This is a genomic window from Cobetia sp. AM6 (assembly GCF_009617955.1).
Classification (GTDB): Bacteria; Pseudomonadota; Gammaproteobacteria; order Pseudomonadales; family Halomonadaceae; genus Cobetia; species Cobetia amphilecti.
Genome location: NZ_AP021868.1, coordinates 1264273 through 1280009, shown reverse-complemented (window position 1 = coordinate 1280009; position 15737 = coordinate 1264273). Strand labels below are relative to the sequence as shown.

Below are 15737 nucleotides of genomic sequence, written 5' to 3'. Positions count from 1 at the left end.
AGATAACGAATGATCGGACACTGCGCCGCCAGACAACGCAAGCGGAACGGCGTCATCATGCCTGAGAGGTTCGGCGCTCGGCCAGTGTTGCCAACCAACCCTCACCTCGCGGTGTCAGGGCAGTCAATTCGGCCTCGCGTCCTTCGTCGGCGACGAACAGCGTGATGCGCAGATCCGGCGTGGGCAGAAAGCCCTGACCACAGCTCGGCCACTCGATCAGCGCCAGGCTGTCGGCGGCGAGCAGATCGCGCCCCCCGATGAACTCGAGCTCTTCAGGGTCGGCGAGGCGGTAGAGATCGAAGTGGTTGATGTGCCACTCGCCACCCTCGGCCCGTGGCAGCACGTAGGGCTCCACCAGGGTGTAGGTCGGGCTCTTGACCGCACCCTGGTGACCATAGGCGCGCAGCACGCCGCGGGTCAGGGTCGTCTTGCCCGCCCCCAGCTCACCCTCAAGGAACACCAGCCCGCGGCCGGCAAGGATATTTCCCAATTGAGTGCCGAAGGCAACCTGGGCGTTTTCATCAGACAGAAGTATGCGCATCTCGGGCCCGTGGATTGAGCAATAAATGCATATAGGATGCCAGATCACCCGCGAGCAGGCCACGTTCACCACGCTCCTGTACCGCCCGGTCGGCCGCCAGGGCATGCACCAGCACCCCAAGCCTGGCCGCCTGCGCCATGGCGCGCGTGACTCGCCGGGCCTGCGCCGCCTCATCCTGGGAGGAACGCGGCTGGCGTGCATCGAAGCCGCCGTTGAGCGCCTGCGCCGCCAGACCCGCGATGATGCCACCCAGCACATCGCCCATGCCGCCACTGGCCATGCCCGGATTGCCATAGGGGCAGAGCGCCACCGCCGGCCCCTCGAGCCCCCCCGCAGGACTCGCCACCAGACTGCCCGCGCCCTTGAGCACCACGCTGCCGCCGAAACGCTGCTGAAGCGCTCTTGCGGCTGCGATCCGGTCACGTTCGACGTCCGCCACACTGCAATCGAGCAAACGCGCGGCCTCGCCGGGATGCGGCGTCAGCACCCAGTCGTCGCGACGGATGATGTCGCCTTCGCTCGCGCGCCAGGCCAGCAGGCTCAGGCCATCGGCATCGACGACCAGCGGCTGCCCCGCCGCCAGCACCCGCGACATGCCGCCCCAGCCCCACAGCATGCTCTCGAGACTCTCGGTGCCCATGCCCGGCCCGACCAGCGTCACACTGGCCTGTGCCAGCTGTGATTCCAGCACGGCGAAGCCATCATGGTTGCTGCCCTCAGGGCCACTATTGAGACCGCGCGCCATGACCTCAGGGCAGCGCGTCAGGCTGGCGCTGATATGCGCGGGCGCCGTCAGCAGCGCGACCTTGCCGGCGCCGGCCCGCGCCGCCGCCTCACTGGCCAGCAATACCGAGCCCCCCAGCCCCGGCCCGCCGCCGAAGACCAGCACACTGCCGGTATCGCCCTTGTGGGCCAGCGGCGAGCGCGGCACCAGCTCGGACTCCAGCCAGCGCGGTGTCAGCCGCTGCACGGCGTCCTCTGCCAGCAAGGCCGCGGTTCGCGACTGCGCGACCACCTCCGGCAACACGCGCGCCGCGCCCAGGCGCGCCAGACTGACGTGCCCGGCGTGCAGCTCGGCGCGTCCGGTGTGCAGGCCCGGCTTGTCGACCAGAAACGTCAGCGTCACATCCGCTTCCACGGCGACACCCGCGACCGCGCCTGTCGCGGCGTTCAAGCCTGAGGGCACATCCAGCGCCATGACATGCACGCCCTGCTGATGAGCGTGATTGATGCGCTCGATGGCTTCGACCACACTGCCGCGCGGCGCATCGCGCAGGCCGATGCCGGTCAGCGCATCCACCAGCAAGGGCCAGCCCTTGAGCAGCGCATCCGCCGCCTCCTCATCGGCCTTCGGCCATGCCAGCGTCTCGACACCAGCCTCGCGCGCCGCGATCGCGGCCAGCTGCGCATCACCGGTCAAGGCATCCTCCGGCGTCAAGGCGATGACTCGCACCTCGAAGCCCGCCAGCAATGCCAGGCGCGCCAGCAGATAGCCATCACCGCCATTGTTGCCGCCGCCACACAGCACGCACAGCCTGCGCGCCTCCGGCCAACGCTGACGCAGCAGATCGAACGCCGATTGCGCGGCGCGCCCCATCAGGCGCTTCTCCACCGGCGCCTCGCTCTGGCCACTGTCAGCGGCGACGGTCTCCTCCGCGAGCATCCAATGCTCCAGATCACGCAGCGCCGCCAACGGCCACAGACAGTTGACCGAACGCCACAGCGTCATGGTCGCCGAAGATGCCGGGGGGCAGGTCTGGTCAGAGGTCGATTCGTGCGCTGTCATGCCTACACTCCTTGTCTGGATATCCATTGCCTGACTGGATGTTCGTTGCCTGTCTGGACGCTCGTTGCCTGCCTGGATGTGCGTTGCCTATCGTGAGGCATGGCGCTGCATGCCGCCTTCCTTTCTACTGCGCCTTACCTGCCGTGCTCACGCCGTCAGGCAGCACGCTTGGGCTGACCGGCAAGTTGCGCTAAGGTGGCGCGCCTCTGCCCTCGATCTCGCTGGAACCCCCATGTCTGCTCCGCACTCATCCACCGCCGCCGCTTCACCTGCCGACACCGGGAGCCCCGCCGCCGATGAACAGGCCATGGCGGCACTGGCGACGCGCATCAAGACATGGGGGCGCGAGCTGGGTTTTCAGCAGGTCGGCATCACCGATGTCGACCTCTCGGCCCACGTGGCCTATCTGGAGCGCTGGCTGGCCAACGGCCATCACGGCGAGATGAACTTCATGGCCAAGCACGGCACCAAGCGCACTCGTCCTGAGGAGCTGGTGCCCGGGACACTGCGCGTCATCAGCGTGCGCCTCGATTACCTGCCGCCTGAGGTCGAGACCACTCAGGTGCTCAGCCAACCCGAACGCGCCTATGTGTCACGCTACGCGCTGGGGCGTGATTACCACAAGCTGATGCGCAAGCGACTGGCCAATCTGGCCAAGCAGATCGAGAAGGAAGTCGGCAAGTTCGGCTATCGCGCCTTCGTCGACTCCGCCCCGGTGATGGAGCGCGCCCTGGCACAGAAGGCCGGCATCGGCTGGTTCGGCAAGAACGCCATGCTGATGAATCAGCAGGCCGGCTGCCTGTTCTTCCTGGGCGAACTCTACACCGACCTGCCCCTGCCGGTGGACGCCCCCTTTGAAAAGGAACACTGCGGCAGCTGCAACGCCTGCAAGGTCGCCTGCCCGACGGATGCCATCGTCGAGGACAAGGTCGTCGATGCGCGGCGCTGCATCTCGTACCTGACCATCGAGCTCGATAGCGCCATCCCCGAGGAATTCCGCCGCCCGATGGGCAACCGCATCTACGGCTGCGATGACTGTCAGCTGTTCTGCCCCTTCACGCGCTTCGCCAAGGCGACCCAGGAGACTGACTTCTCGCCGCGTCATGATCTGGATCGCATCGAGCTGATCCGCCTGTTCTGCTGGGGGGAGCAGGAATTTCTCAGCAAGACGGAAGGCAGCCCGATTCGACGCATCGGCTACGAGAAGTGGCTCTCCAACATCGCCATCGGGCTGGGCAACGCGCCCTGGTCGGAGCAGGTCGAGCATGTGCTGCGCGCCCGTCTGGCCTACCCCAGCGAGCCACTGCGCGAGCATGTGCGCTGGGCGCTGAAGGAGCAGGCCATCAAGCGCGGCGCCCGCCTGGCCACCGCGCTTTGAGAGGCGTTGCCTCCAGGGCTATCGCTTTCAGTTAAGGAGCGATACTTAGACGATGCCCTGCTGGGTCAGCTTGAGGAAGGTCTTGCGGTAATGTGCAAGCTCCGCCAGTGACTCACGGATATCGTCCATCGCCTGGTGGGTCGCACGCTTCTTGAAGCCGTCGAGCGCGGCCGGATTCCAGCGCTTGGCCAGCTCTTTCAGGGTCGAGACATCGATGTTGCGATAGTGGAAGAATTCTTCCAGCAACGGCATCTCGTGCTGCAGGAAGCGGCGGTCCTGATGCACGCTGTTGCCACACATCGGCGAAGCGCCTGCCGCCACGTGCCGGGCCAGGAACTCGAGGGTCTGGCGTTCGGCTTCGGCGGTATCTATCTGACTTTCCTTGACGCGCTTCACCAGCCCGGATTCACCATGGGTGCGCGTATTCCACTCATCCATCGCCTCCAGCAGGCTGTCCGGCTGATGCACGGCCAACACCGGGCCTTCGGCGATCAGGTTGAGGTCGCCGTCGGTGACCAGCGTGGCCACCTCGATGATGCGCTCACGCGCCGGGTCGAGACCGGTCATTTCCAGGTCGATCCAGATGAGGCGGTCGGCCTGCGCGGTGGGATTTGCCATGGGTCACTCCTTGCTGAGCAGATGATGGAATGGCGCGGGACGCCAGTCGATGACAGCAGTATCACACGCCATCCCGGGGCGTCGCACGACACCCGAGGGCGCAAAGGGTACAATCGCGCCGCAAAGGGGGGAAGACTCTCCCATCCCTGGCGAACGAACGGCGACCGGAGTCACCAGCCAAGCATGAGTAAACGCAAGCTAAGCCGCCAGCAGCAATGGCGAATCGAGAAGGTGCAGGCCGAGCGTACCAAGCGCGCCGAGAAGCGCGAGGCGCAGGACCGTGACAAGCTCGACGCCGGCGAATATGGCCCGGAGCAGCATGGCCGTGTCATCGCCCACTTCGGGCGCAGCCTGGAAGTCGAAAGCGAATCCGGCAGCCTGCACCGCTGCCACCTGCGCGCCAACCTCGAGACGCTGGTCACCGGTGACCGGGTCATCTGGCGCGAAGCCAGCGATGCCAGCGGCGTCGTCGTCGCGCGTGGCGCACGTACCACCGAGCTTGAACGCCCCGACATGCGCGGCGTGCTCAAGCCGGTGGCGGCCAACATCGACCAGATCCTGATCGTGTTCGCCGCCGAACCCGCCCCGCAGCCCAACCTGATCGACCGCTATCTGATCGCCGCGGAAGCCACCGGCATCACGCCAGTGCTGGTGCTCAACAAGGTCGACCTGCTGCCGGAAAGCGGCGGTGAGCTACGCGACCTGCTGGCACGCTATGAAGCGCTCGGCTACGAAGTCGTCGCCTGTACCACGCGTGGCGAGTCGGGGCTCGATGCCCTCAAGGCCCAGCTCAGCGACCGCACCTCGGTCTTCGTCGGCCAGAGTGGCGTCGGCAAGTCGTCCCTGATCGGCATGCTGCTGCCCAGGGAAGAGGTTCGTGTCGGCCCGCTGTCGGCCGAATCACGCCAGGGCATGCACACCACCACCACCGCCTGGCTCTATCACATGCCGGATGGCGGTGACCTGATCGACTCACCCGGCATCCGCGAATTCGGCCTGGTACACCTGACTCCCGAGCAGGTCACCGACGGCTTCCGCGAGTTCCACGACTATCTCGGCTATTGCCGCTTCCGCGACTGCAAGCATGAGAAGGAGCCGGGCTGCGCCCTGCTTCAGGCCGTGGACAACGGTGAGATCGGCCGCGTGCGCTTCGAGAGCTACAAGAAGATTCTGCTCTCGCTGACCGAGAGCTGATCAGGCGCTATCAAAAAAGCCGTCAACAAAAAGCCCCGCCAGGCAGTGACTGCCTGGCGGGGCTTTTTCATGCTCGAGGCCCTCGAGTTACATCACAGCCTCGAGACACATCACCACCGCTTTCGAAGCCTAGCCTTCCAGCAACAGCAGCAGTGACAGCGCGAACAGCACCCACATGGTCGGGCGAATCTCGCGCGCCTTGCCGACGCCGAGCTTGATGACCACGAAGCTCAGGAAACCGAACACGATACCGTGGGTGATGGAGTAGGTCAGCGGAATCATCACCATGGCGATGAAGGCCGGAATCGCATCATCGAACTGGTGCCAGTGGATCTTGCCGATCGGCTCCATCATGAACACGCCGACCAGAATCAGCGCCGGAGCGGTCGCGATGGACGGCACCAGCGACAGCAGCGGCGCCAGGAACAGGAACGGCAGGAAGCAGAGCGCCACCACCACCGCGACCAGCCCGGTGCGTCCGCCCTGACTGATACCGGCCGCCGATTCAATGTAGGCGTTCGCCGGGCTGGTGCCGAGTGGTGCGGACACCAGCGCCGAGAAGGCATCGACCATCATCGAGCGACGGATATTGCGCGGGTCACCATTCTCGTCCTTCAGATTGCCCGCCTCGGCCACTGCCATGAAGGTCGAGAGCGCATCGAAGAACACCGTGAACAGGATGACGAAGATGAATGGCGCATAGGCCACCTTGAGCGAGCCGAGCAGGTCCAGCGCCAGCAGGCCGCTGAAATCAGGCGCAGCGAAGATACCGGTGAAGTTGACCAGCGTCGGCTGAGCGATCTCCGGCGGGAAGTAGGCGCTGCCATCCCCCCACAGACGCCCGATGGTGGTCGCCATCAGGGTCGTGACGATGATGCCGATGATCAGAGCGCCGTGGATGCGCTTCGCGACCAGGATGGCAGTCAGCGCCAGCCCCAGCAGGAAGACCACCAGTGAGGGCGTCATCGGCGCGACACTGACCACGGTGACAGGGTTGGAGACGATCAGCTTGGCATTCACCAGACCGATCAAGGTGATGAACAGGCCGATACCACAGGCGATGGCGTAGCGAAGCTGAGCGGGAATCGCATCGATCACCAGGCGGCGCACGTTGAATAGGGCCAGTACCGCGAAGATGACGCCGGCCCAGAACACGCAGCCCAGCGCGACCTCCCAGCTCATGCCACCGCCCAGTACCATGGTGTAGGCGAACAGGGCATTGATGCCCATGCCCGGCGCGACCAGGATCGGGTTGCGCGCGTACAGGCCCATCATCAGGCTGCCGAAGAAGCTGACCAGCACGGTCGCCGTGAGGGCGGCACTGAATGGCACGCCGGCGGCTGACAGGATGCCGGGATTGACCACGATGATGTACATCGACGCCATGAAGGTGGCGATGCCCGCCAGCACTTCCGTGCGCGTCGTGGTGCCTTCGGCACGCAGTGAGAATAGGCGCTCGAGCAAGATGATGACTCCCGTTCAGGATGAAGCGATTGAGTAGCAGCTCAGCGTCGACGAGACGCCGACATGCTGCACCGAAATGACACACGTTGAGCGCCCGCACCGCACTCGAAGAGTGCAGCAGCGCCACTGGCGACAGACAGTGTATTGCCTGGGGCCGCGAAGAGGGGGTTCCCGAGGGCCAGAATGTGGCATTCGCCCCAGGCCCGCTGCACTGAAACAAGCGCTTCTTTCGACAAGACCTACTGGCTACAAGACCTACTGGATCTACTGGCTGCTGGCTGGCCTCGCCAGTTGATCAGAAGCCTGTCCAGAAGGCTGTCCAGAAGGTCAGGTCATGGCGCGCACTGTGCCCTGCTGGCACACGCGTCGTCCACGTCTGTACCGTTATGCGTCCGTACTGGGCATTCACACGTTCGCCCCAGAATGTGACGCGCGGCATTATACTGAAAACATGTCGTTTCAGGGGACAAGATGGCAAGGAATCTGGCGCGGTGACACTTCGCCTCGCCGCAGTCACTTGATTGCATCTCTTGATCGCAGTGACTTGACCACAGTGCCAGCCGACGTGCCATGATGCCGGAAAGATCACTCTCTTCGTAGAAGCAAGGATTACGCCATGTCTCACGATTCTTCACACCCTTCCCCCTCGGAAGCCGACCTGCTGCCCTTGATCGTCGAACCGCAGCAGCTCGCGGAGATGCTCGACCATCCTGATATCGTGATCGTCGACGTGCCACTGAAAGCCGAGAGCCATGCGCGTCATGTGCCCGGCGCTCGCCTGCTCGACTTCAAGCAGCTGGTCGGCAGCAATGACGACGACATTCCCGGCGTGCCGAGCCCCGAGGCACTGTCTGGCGTGATGTCAGCCCTTGGCATCACCCGCGACAGCCATGTGGTGGCCTATGACGATGAAGGCGGCGGCTGGGCCGGACGCCTGCTGTGGACCCTGGCGCTGCTCGGTCATACCCGCTACAGCTACCTCAATGGTGGCCTGCACGCATGGCAAGGCGATGGCCTGCCGCTGAGTGACACCGCCAGCGACTGGAGCCCCAGCGAGTATCACGCCGCCTACATGGACACCAGCGTGATGGCGACGCGGGAAGACATTCTCGATCGACTGGCGACCGAGGACCCGCAGGAAAGCGTCGTGGTCTGGGATGCGCGCTCCGCGGAAGAGTATCGTGGCGAGAAGGGCCAGAACGCCCGCCTCGGCCATATCCCGGGCGCCGTGCATTTCGAGTGGACCGAGGCCATGGACCGTGAGCGCAACCTGCGCATCCGCGACTATGCGGAGCTGGTGACGGAACTGGGCGCTCGCGGCCTCAACCCCGAACAGCACATCGTGACGCACTGCCAGAGCCATCACCGCTCCGGTCTGACCTGGCTGGTGGGTCAGGCGCTGGGCTTCAGCGATGTGCGCGCCTATCCGGGCTCCTGGAAGGAATGGGGCAACCGTGACGATACGCCCATCGAACGCTGAAGGCGCTTGATCGCAGACTGGAACGCCCCTGTCCGGCGCCAGCACGCCAAGGCAGGCCATGCCGGGATGACACGCATGGCCTGCCTGGCAACTGTCGCCAGGCCCACGGCTGCGGCAATTCGCAGGCTTGAGCCGTTATTGACGATGGGCTAAGGTGCAGCCCAACTGCTGGCCGCCGCTGTTGCCGGCCAACGCCCGCCCTCTCGAGGAGCGGGCTTTTCATTCCTGAAAGTGCCTGCAAGGATCGCCATCGTGGATCGCGCCAAGCTGTTTTCCCTGAGCCAGTACCCACTGCCCCAGCACCTGATCTCACGCCTCATCGGCCGTGTCGCCGCCTGCACCAATCCGTGGGTCAAGAACACCTTCATCGAGCGCTTCATCAAGGCCTACGGCGTCAACATGAACGAGGCGCTCGAGGAGAATCCGCGTGCCTACGCCTGCTTCAATGACTTCTTCACCCGCGCCCTGAAGGCGGATGCCCGCCCCATCGGCGAAGGCCTGGTGTCACCGGCCGATGGCGTACTGTCCCAGTTCGGCAACATCGAACACGGCACTCTCGTACAGGCCAAGGGTCAGGCATTCTCGCTGACCCAGTTGCTGGGTGGCAGTGAAGAGCGCGCCGCGCCCTTCCGCAACGGTCGCTTCGCCACCGTCTATCTGTCACCGAAGGACTACCATCGCGTCCATATGCCGGTGGCCGGTCGCCTAGTTGAGATGGCCTATGTTCCGGGACGCCTGTTCTCGGTCAACGAAGCCACCGCCAAGCACGTGCCGGGCCTCTTCGCGCGCAACGAGCGACTGGTGTGCATCTTCGAGACCGAACACGGCCCGATGGCCATGGTGCTGGTGGGCGCGATGATCGTCGCGGCGATTAAGACCGTCTGGAGTGGTCAGGTCACGCCGCTTTCCGGTGATGTCGAGACGACCCGTTTCGATCAACTCATCGAGCTGGCGCATGGCGCCGAGATGGGCCGCTTCCAGCTCGGCTCCACCGTGGTGATGTGCTTCCCGGACAGCGTCGAGTTCGATGACGCCCTGACACCGGGCCAGAAGGTCAGCATGGGTCAGTCACTCGGCATGCGCCCGTCTGCGACAGCACCGGCCCCGACCGAGCCAGAAGAGCATGCGACAGAGACGGCGCAGGACACGCCGACCACAGACGAGAAATAAGGTCAGGCCTGGCGCAGCGCGAGCACGACACTCGTGCATAAAGCCCGCACATGAAACCCTGGCATAAAAAAAGGGAAGCCCCTGGCTTCCCTTTTTAACGACAGGAGACTGACCGCGCCCCTCGCCTTCTTGCCTTGCCCCGCGATGAACGTTGCCATCGGGGTGATCACTACCTTCAGTGCCCAAACAGATCAGAGTCCTCCATGACGGGCGTCGCGCTCTAACGACGCGATTGCCGGATGATGCCTCGAAGGCTCCGAGGGTTCGAGCCATCATCTGTCGCCTTCTTTCACCATGCCCGATAAAAGAAGACCCGCTGCGACCATTGCCCTGGTCCTGCCATCACCTTGTCTGCGGGCTTCGCAGGCAAGCGCCAACCCTCCACGCTGACTTCTCCAGTCTAGTCGACGCACGCTCGGCAAGCGTGTTGGTAATAAACGCTGGGATTCACGCAAATCACATCAAAAGCTGCCTCTCATGCCGGCTCTCAAGCACGTGATGCCGGGAAAGCGATGACCGCCGAGATATCGCGCTCCCCCAGCGCCAGCATGATCAGACGATCCAGCCCCAGCGCCACCCCGCTCCCCGCTGGCATTCCCGCCTGCAAGGCCGCCACCAGACGCTGGTCCGCCGCTACCTCAGGCAGGCCCTGGGCGACTCGCGCGGCATTGTCTTCGGCAAAGCGCGCCGCCTGCTCGCTGGCATCAGTCAGCTCGTCATAGCCGTTGGCCAGCTCGATGCCCGCCACGTAGGCCTCGAAGCGCGACGCCACCCAATCACCCTCACTGTCCTGATGCTTGCGCGCCAAGGCTGCCTGCGCGGCCGGGTACTCGGTGACCAGCTCCACGGTAGCTTTTCCCTGCGCTTCTATCCCCTGTGCCCCTCGCCCCTGCGCTCCTGCGCCCTGTGCTTCCGCGCCCTGTGACCCTGAGCCAAGAGTCGGCTCGATCACCAGGCTCATCAGCGCATCCAGGCAGGTCTCATGCGACCAGTCGTCAGCCGCGACCTCACATTCTCGCGCACAGGCGGCTCGCAGCTCCTCGAGCGAGGCCGTGAAGGGGTCCAGCGCCAGCACACGGCGAAACAGCGCACGGTAAGGCGTGATGGCAGGCCCAATCTGGGCGTCTTGAGACTCACTGAGCAGCGACGGCTTACCGGTCAGCTGTGCCCCGAGCGCCATCACGCGCCGGATCAGCTCGCAGGTCTCCGTCATCAGCGCCTCAAGACACATGCCGGGGCGATACCACTCCAGCATGCAGAACTCGGGATTGTGGCGGCGGCTGACCTCGCCATCACGGAAGGCACGCGCGATCTGGAAGATCGGCCCGCTGCCGGCCGCCAGCAGACGCTTCATGTGAAATTCCGGCGATGTCTGCAGCCACAGCGGCACGCGCTCACGCTCGCCCGGCAACTGCGCGGTCAGTGACAATGACGCGAGACCGACATCCGTCGACCCGGCCTGCCCCAGCACCGGCGTTTCCACCTCCAGCACCTCACGCTCGGCGAAGAAGGTGCGCACCTCACTGATCAGACGCGCGCGCTGGACGAGCCGCTCGCGCGTGGCAGTGGGCGCCCAGTCCTCTGCCAGGGCGGCGCCGGGCGCGGCAGCGGCTGAGAGAGGTGAAGCAGCGGCGGAAGAATCGGCATCAGACATGGACAGGCTCGAGGAAGGGATCAGCGGGAGACATTGGCCAACCGGGAGGGCTGATCGACACGATCGCCCTGCACGAATGACCAGCATGAGTGGCCAGCACAAACGATGATGCCCCGCACGAGGCGAGGCATCAGGGTGTTCACGACGTGAGCGAAAGGGCTCAGGCGCGAGACACGTACTCGGCGCTGCGGGTATCAACCTTGAGGACTTCGCCCTGGTTGATGAACAGCGGCACACGCACCACTGCACCGGAAGACAGGGTTGCCGGCTTGGAGCCACCGTTGGCGGTGTCGCCCTTGAGGCCCGGGTCCGTCTCGACGACTTCCAGCTCGATGAAGTTCGGCGCGGTGACGGCGATCGCGTTGTCGTTCCACAGCGTGATGGTGTAGACGACCTGCTCTTTCAGCCACTTGACCGTGTCGCCCAGCGCCTTGCCATCGACAGCGTACTGCTCGAAGGAGCCATCGGTACGCATGAAGTGCCACATCTCACCGTCGGTGTAGAGGTATTCCATGTCGACTTCCATGACATCGGCGGCTTCGATGCTCTCGCCGGACTTGAAAGTACGCTCCCATACACGACCGGTCTTCAGGTTGCGCAGCTTGACGCGGTTGAAGGCCTGACCCTTGCCCGGCTTGACCAGTTCGTTATCGACGATGGCACAGGGATCATTGTCCAGCATCACTTTCAGACCGGACTTGAATTCGTTGGTAGAATAGTTGGCCATCTTGCTCGCTCTCGACTCGTTAACGGGTCTTGCCCGCCATGAATTCCAGATTGCAGTCAATTGGCTGCAATCATGACTAGAAGTGATGCGCATGATAACCCGAACCCCTGCATCCTTGCATACCATCCCGCACACCAGCCACGAAAGTCGTGCCTCAGAGGCCTTCTCAACTGCCGCTGAAGCCCCGTCTGCCCCGAATGACTGGCGTGCACAGCTACGCGACGTGATCCGCTCTCCACAGGCTCTGCTGGAGCGCCTGGGGCTCGCGCGCGAGTGGCTGCCGGGCGCCCGCGACGGCCATGAGCTGTTCGCGATCCGCGTGCCCGAGGCCTATGCCAGCCGCATCCGCGCCAATGATCCCGACGACCCACTGCTGCGCCAGGTACTGCCGCTGGACGCCGAGACCGACGTGCTCGACGGCTACGTCACCGACCCGCTGGAAGAGGCCGAGCATACGCCGCTGCCGGGGCTGATCCACAAGTACACCAATCGGGTGCTGCTGATGGCCAGCGGCGGCTGCGCGATCAACTGCCGCTACTGCTTCCGCCGTCACTTCCCCTATGACGACCATCAGCCCAGCCGCGCGCAGTGGCAGGATATCCTCGACTACCTGCGCGCTGACGAGCGCATCCACGAGGTGATCCTGTCCGGCGGCGACCCGCTGGTCTCGCCCGACAAGCGCCTGGCGTGGCTGGTGGAGTCGCTGGGTGAGATTCCGCACCTCAAGCGCCTGCGCATCCACACGCGCCTGCCAGTGGTGATTCCGGACCGCGTCAATGACGAGCTGCTCGGCTGGCTGGGTGCCACGCGTCTGCAGAAGGTGCTGGTCATTCACACCAACCATGCCAACGAGCTGGACGACGCCGTCGCTGCCGCCATGACTCGCCTCAAGAGCGCCGGCGTCACCCTGCTCAATCAGGGCGTCATCCTGCGCGGCGTCAATGACAGCGTGGAAGTGCAGACAGCCCTCGCCGAGCGACTCTTCGAGTGCGGCGTACTGCCCTACTACCTGCATGCCTTCGACCCCGTACAGGGTGCCGCCCACTTCGCGGTCAGTGATGAAGAGGCCTGCAACCTGATGGAAGCGCTGCTTGAGCATCTGCCCGGCTTCCTGATGCCGCGCCTGGTACGTGAAGTGCCCGGCCGACGCTCCAAGACACCTCTTTCCAAGCCCCCTCTGTCCAAGCCCCCTCTGTCCAAGCCCACAGTGTCCAAGACACATCCGGGAGTCGACGCCGCCACCACTGGCCCTTCGGCGTCTTCCCCTGCGGGTGACGAGCGAGAGCCATCTTCGCTCAACCTGACGGGTATCATCGCCAGCGCGTGAATGGCGCACTGGCAGCGTGAGGCAACAACAGGCGGCGTGCTGCGCAAAATTTGCTACTATCGCTGGCCAATTTCATCATCGGCACACGCCCCGAGAGGCGTGGCCATGCTCAAGGAGCCCACCACATGCCTCATCTCGTCATTGATTATGCCGACAGTCTGGCCCCCAGCCTCGACATGGACGCGATCATGGATGACCTGCATGCCGCTGCCATGCAAAGTGGCCTGTTCAAGGAAACCGACATCAAGGTGCGCGCGGAAAGCTGGCGCCACTGGCGTCTGGCCGGCAATCAGGCACCGCTGGCGCACAAGCACGGCTTCGTCAACCTGCACTGCCACCAGCTGGAAGGCCGCAGCGATGACGACAAGTCGCGCCTGGCGGATATCCTGATGGAGGCCCTCAAGCCTCACTGCGAGGCGGCCCGCGAAGTCAGCGTGGAGATCGTCGAGATCACCCGCGCGACCTATCGCAAGCACAAGGCCTGAGCGCAAAAGTGACTCACCGCCCCTGAGGCCGCAGACGAAAACGCCCCGTGGCCGAAAGCCACGGGGCGTTTTTCCTTCTCATGATCAGCGATTCAGCCAACAGGCGAACTCAGGTGCCCGTCATGGCCATCGGGACGTGAAGCAGGTCATTGAGACGATGGGCGTGCTCGGCGGCCTCACGGCCCACCGACGTCAGATAGCCGCCATCCGGCAGCGTGGTCAACCCCTTGGCATGCAGACGCTCGGCGGCGGCCACCATGTCGGGACTGGCATCGTGGCGAATCTTCAAACCCTTGAGGGCGGCATCATGCGGAAAAAGGCACAGCAGGTGCAGTTCATCGTCATAGGGTGACGGCATGGGCAAACTCCTGACGGCGTGGCGAGTGGCGTTTCAGTATGGCGTCAACTGACGAGCGACGAGTCGTCGGCGCTTCCCCTCCAGTCTAGCCCTTACACCCGAAAGCGCATTGCTGCTTTGGGACTATTCTGCGACCTGATGACCAGACGACAACGCCCCCATCGCGGCGGCGATGGGGGCGTTGTCACTCACACACTGGCTTGTCACTCAGCGCAGGCGTTCAGCGGCTGAATCACGGATCAGTGCTCGAGATCCTGCTGGCGATAGCCCATCAGGTAGAGCACGGCATCCAGGCCCAGGGTCGAGATCGACTGGCGCGCCTGTTCACGCACCAGCGGCTTGGCGCGGAAGGCGATGCCCAGCCCCGCCTCGGCCAGCATCTTGAGGTCATTGGCACCGTCACCGACGGCGATGGTCTGCTCCATATGCAGGCCATGACGCTCGGCGATCTCGCGCAGCAGCAGCGCCTTGCGCTCGGCATCGACGATCGGCTCGCGCACTTCACCGGTGACCTTGCCATTGACGATCACCAGCTCATTGGCGTGGATCTCATCGAAACCCAGCAGCTGCTGAAGATGACGCGCGAAGTAGGTGAAGCCGCCGGACAGGATCGCGGTGCGATAGCCCAGCGCCTTGAGGTTGGCCATCAGGCGCTCGACCCCATCCATCAGCGGCAGATTGGCGGCGATATCGGCCAGCACCGACTCATCCAGGCCTTCCAGCTTGCTCATGCGTTCGCGGAAGCTTTCCTTGAAGTCCAGCTCGCCCCGCATGGCACGCTCGGTGACTTCCGAGACTTCCTCGCCGACACCGTGACGGCGCGCCAGCTCGTCGATCACCTCGGTCTGGATCAGCGTCGAATCCATGTCGAAGCAGATCAGGCGACGATGACGACGCCAGATATCGTCTTCCTGGATCGCGATATCGACACCGTGCAGCGCGCCCAGCGCCAGCGCCTTCTCGCGCAGGGCATTGATGTCGGTGTCACTCTCCGGCAGGCGCAGCCAGCACTCGACACAGGCGCCTTCGGCCGGTGACTCGCCATCCAGCGGCTCACGCCCCGACAGACGATGCATCAGCTCGACGGTGATGCCGAATTCGGCTGTCAGGCCACCGACCTCGGCCAGAATGCCGGCCGGCAGACACGGCGCCAGCAGCGTCAGAATCCAGCGCGGGCGCTCCGCCTGATGGCTCCAGCGCGCATATTCCTCAGCACCGACCTGCACGGCCTGCACATCCAGCCCCAGCTGTTCACCGGCGGCGGCCAGCGCGGCCTCCAGATCGGACTCCGCGCCGAGAGCCACCAGCGCTTCCAGCGACACCAGCCCGAAGGTCACGCTCTGATTGATGTCCAGCAGTCGTGCGCCGCTGCGCGCCAGCGCCTGACCAAGCCCTGCCAGCTGTCCTGGACGAGCCGTACCGGTGGCACGGATCAAGATACGTTGTGTCATTGGAAAATCATTCCTGAGCAATGAATCATCAAGGTGTCGCCCACGGGGCATGTCGGCGTCAACGCCGACGCACCTCAGCTAACAAGCCAGGCCATCCGGCCCGG

14 protein-coding genes are annotated in these 15737 nt (G+C 64.4%); 6 read left to right on the top strand and 8 right to left on the bottom strand.

Going from position 1 to position 15737, the window contains the following annotated elements; translation table 11 throughout:
* Nucleotides 1-55: 55 nt before the first annotated feature.
* Complete coding sequence (gene tsaE / locus CLAM6_RS05445) at nucleotides 56-541, bottom strand: tRNA (adenosine(37)-N6)-threonylcarbamoyltransferase complex ATPase subunit type 1 TsaE (protein WP_043335197.1); 486 nt, start codon at nucleotides 539-541, stop codon at nucleotides 56-58.
* Nucleotides 522-2327, bottom strand: a complete 1806-nt coding sequence (locus CLAM6_RS05440; protein ID WP_172978629.1) for an NAD(P)H-hydrate dehydratase — start codon at nucleotides 2325-2327, stop codon at nucleotides 522-524. Before CLAM6_RS05440 ends, tsaE begins: the two co-directional genes overlap by 20 nt.
* A gap of 307 nt (nucleotides 2328-2634) precedes the next feature.
* On the opposite strand from CLAM6_RS05440, the gene queG reads away from it, so the two are divergent.
* On the top strand, nucleotides 2635-3705 hold the full coding sequence (gene queG, locus CLAM6_RS05435; protein ID WP_225348111.1) for a tRNA epoxyqueuosine(34) reductase QueG: 1071 nt from the start codon (nucleotides 2635-2637) through the stop codon (nucleotides 3703-3705).
* 45 nt (nucleotides 3706-3750) lie between these two features.
* Here queG and orn read toward each other — a convergent pair whose 3' ends face one another.
* Nucleotides 3751-4323, bottom strand: a complete 573-nt coding sequence (gene orn / locus CLAM6_RS05430; RefSeq protein WP_107335235.1) for an oligoribonuclease — start codon at nucleotides 4321-4323, stop codon at nucleotides 3751-3753.
* Between the two features lie 183 nt (nucleotides 4324-4506).
* Here orn and rsgA point away from each other — a divergent pair, with 183 nt between their 5' ends.
* Nucleotides 4507-5517, top strand: coding sequence for a small ribosomal subunit biogenesis GTPase RsgA (gene rsgA, locus CLAM6_RS05425; protein WP_153635354.1), 1011 nt, complete (start codon nucleotides 4507-4509; stop codon nucleotides 5515-5517).
* A 129-nt stretch (nucleotides 5518-5646) separates the two neighbouring features.
* Here the strand turns inward: rsgA and CLAM6_RS05420 are convergent, their stop codons facing one another.
* Nucleotides 5647-6981, bottom strand: coding sequence for an NCS2 family permease (locus CLAM6_RS05420; RefSeq protein WP_153635353.1), 1335 nt, complete (start codon nucleotides 6979-6981; stop codon nucleotides 5647-5649).
* A gap of 616 nt (nucleotides 6982-7597) precedes the next feature.
* Here CLAM6_RS05420 and CLAM6_RS05415 point away from each other — a divergent pair.
* Together CLAM6_RS05415 and asd are read left to right on the top strand one after the other, a co-directional pair.
* Nucleotides 7598-8461 carry a sulfurtransferase gene (locus CLAM6_RS05415; protein WP_153635352.1) on the top strand — a complete coding sequence of 288 codons (864 nt, stop codon included), beginning with the start codon at nucleotides 7598-7600 and terminating at the stop codon, nucleotides 8459-8461.
* Between the two features lie 252 nt (nucleotides 8462-8713).
* Complete coding sequence (gene asd, locus CLAM6_RS05410; RefSeq protein ID WP_153635351.1) at nucleotides 8714-9631, top strand: archaetidylserine decarboxylase; 918 nt, start codon at nucleotides 8714-8716, stop codon at nucleotides 9629-9631.
* A 487-nt stretch (nucleotides 9632-10118) separates the two neighbouring features.
* Here asd and CLAM6_RS05405 read toward each other — a convergent pair whose 3' ends face one another.
* Nucleotides 10119-11219, bottom strand: coding sequence for an EF-P lysine aminoacylase GenX (locus CLAM6_RS05405; protein WP_153636800.1), 1101 nt, complete (start codon nucleotides 11217-11219; stop codon nucleotides 10119-10121).
* Between the two features lie 226 nt (nucleotides 11220-11445).
* Nucleotides 11446-12012, bottom strand: coding sequence for an elongation factor P (gene efp / locus CLAM6_RS05400; RefSeq protein WP_043335182.1), 567 nt, complete (start codon nucleotides 12010-12012; stop codon nucleotides 11446-11448).
* A 91-nt stretch (nucleotides 12013-12103) separates the two neighbouring features.
* Between efp and epmB the strand changes: the two genes are divergently transcribed.
* The gene (epmB, locus tag CLAM6_RS05395) at nucleotides 12104-13339 is read left to right on the top strand and encodes an EF-P beta-lysylation protein EpmB (RefSeq protein ID WP_153635350.1); all 1236 of its coding nucleotides are present in this window, start codon (nucleotides 12104-12106) and stop codon (nucleotides 13337-13339) included.
* A 125-nt stretch (nucleotides 13340-13464) separates the two neighbouring features.
* Complete coding sequence (locus tag CLAM6_RS05390; RefSeq protein WP_043335180.1) at nucleotides 13465-13824, top strand: 5-carboxymethyl-2-hydroxymuconate Delta-isomerase; 360 nt, start codon at nucleotides 13465-13467, stop codon at nucleotides 13822-13824.
* Between the two features lie 109 nt (nucleotides 13825-13933).
* Here the strand turns inward: CLAM6_RS05390 and CLAM6_RS05385 are convergent, their stop codons facing one another.
* Both CLAM6_RS05385 and serB read right to left on the bottom strand, forming a co-directional pair.
* Nucleotides 13934-14182 (bottom strand): TIGR02647 family protein, encoded by a 249-nt coding sequence (locus CLAM6_RS05385; RefSeq protein ID WP_043335179.1) that lies wholly within the window; start codon nucleotides 14180-14182, stop codon nucleotides 13934-13936.
* A 239-nt stretch (nucleotides 14183-14421) separates the two neighbouring features.
* Nucleotides 14422-15633, bottom strand: coding sequence for a phosphoserine phosphatase SerB (gene serB / locus CLAM6_RS05380; RefSeq protein WP_153635349.1), 1212 nt, complete (start codon nucleotides 15631-15633; stop codon nucleotides 14422-14424).
* Nucleotides 15634-15737 lie beyond the last annotated feature (104 nt).

Excerpts from the sequence above, each read along its gene's own strand:
- CLAM6_RS05440 (WP_172978629.1), bottom strand. The coding sequence starts at position 2,327 with ATGACAGCGCACGAATCGACCTCTGACCAGACCTGCCCCCCGGCATCT.
- serB (WP_153635349.1), bottom strand. The coding sequence starts at position 15,633 with ATGACACAACGTATCTTGATCCGTGCCACCGGTACGGCTCGTCCAGGA.
- queG (WP_225348111.1), top strand. The coding sequence starts at position 2,635 with ATGGCGGCACTGGCGACGCGCATCAAGACATGGGGGCGCGAGCTGGGT.
- CLAM6_RS05390 (WP_043335180.1), top strand. The coding sequence starts at position 13,465 with ATGCCTCATCTCGTCATTGATTATGCCGACAGTCTGGCCCCCAGCCTC.
- CLAM6_RS05415 (WP_153635352.1), top strand. The coding sequence starts at position 7,598 with ATGTCTCACGATTCTTCACACCCTTCCCCCTCGGAAGCCGACCTGCTG.
- epmB (WP_153635350.1), top strand. The coding sequence starts at position 12,104 with ATGATAACCCGAACCCCTGCATCCTTGCATACCATCCCGCACACCAGC.
- tsaE (WP_043335197.1), bottom strand. The coding sequence starts at position 541 with ATGCGCATACTTCTGTCTGATGAAAACGCCCAGGTTGCCTTCGGCACT.
- rsgA (WP_153635354.1), top strand. The coding sequence starts at position 4,507 with ATGAGTAAACGCAAGCTAAGCCGCCAGCAGCAATGGCGAATCGAGAAG.
- orn (WP_107335235.1), bottom strand. The coding sequence starts at position 4,323 with ATGGCAAATCCCACCGCGCAGGCCGACCGCCTCATCTGGATCGACCTG.
- CLAM6_RS05385 (WP_043335179.1), bottom strand. The coding sequence starts at position 14,182 with ATGCCGTCACCCTATGACGATGAACTGCACCTGCTGTGCCTTTTTCCG.
- efp (WP_043335182.1), bottom strand. The coding sequence starts at position 12,012 with ATGGCCAACTATTCTACCAACGAATTCAAGTCCGGTCTGAAAGTGATG.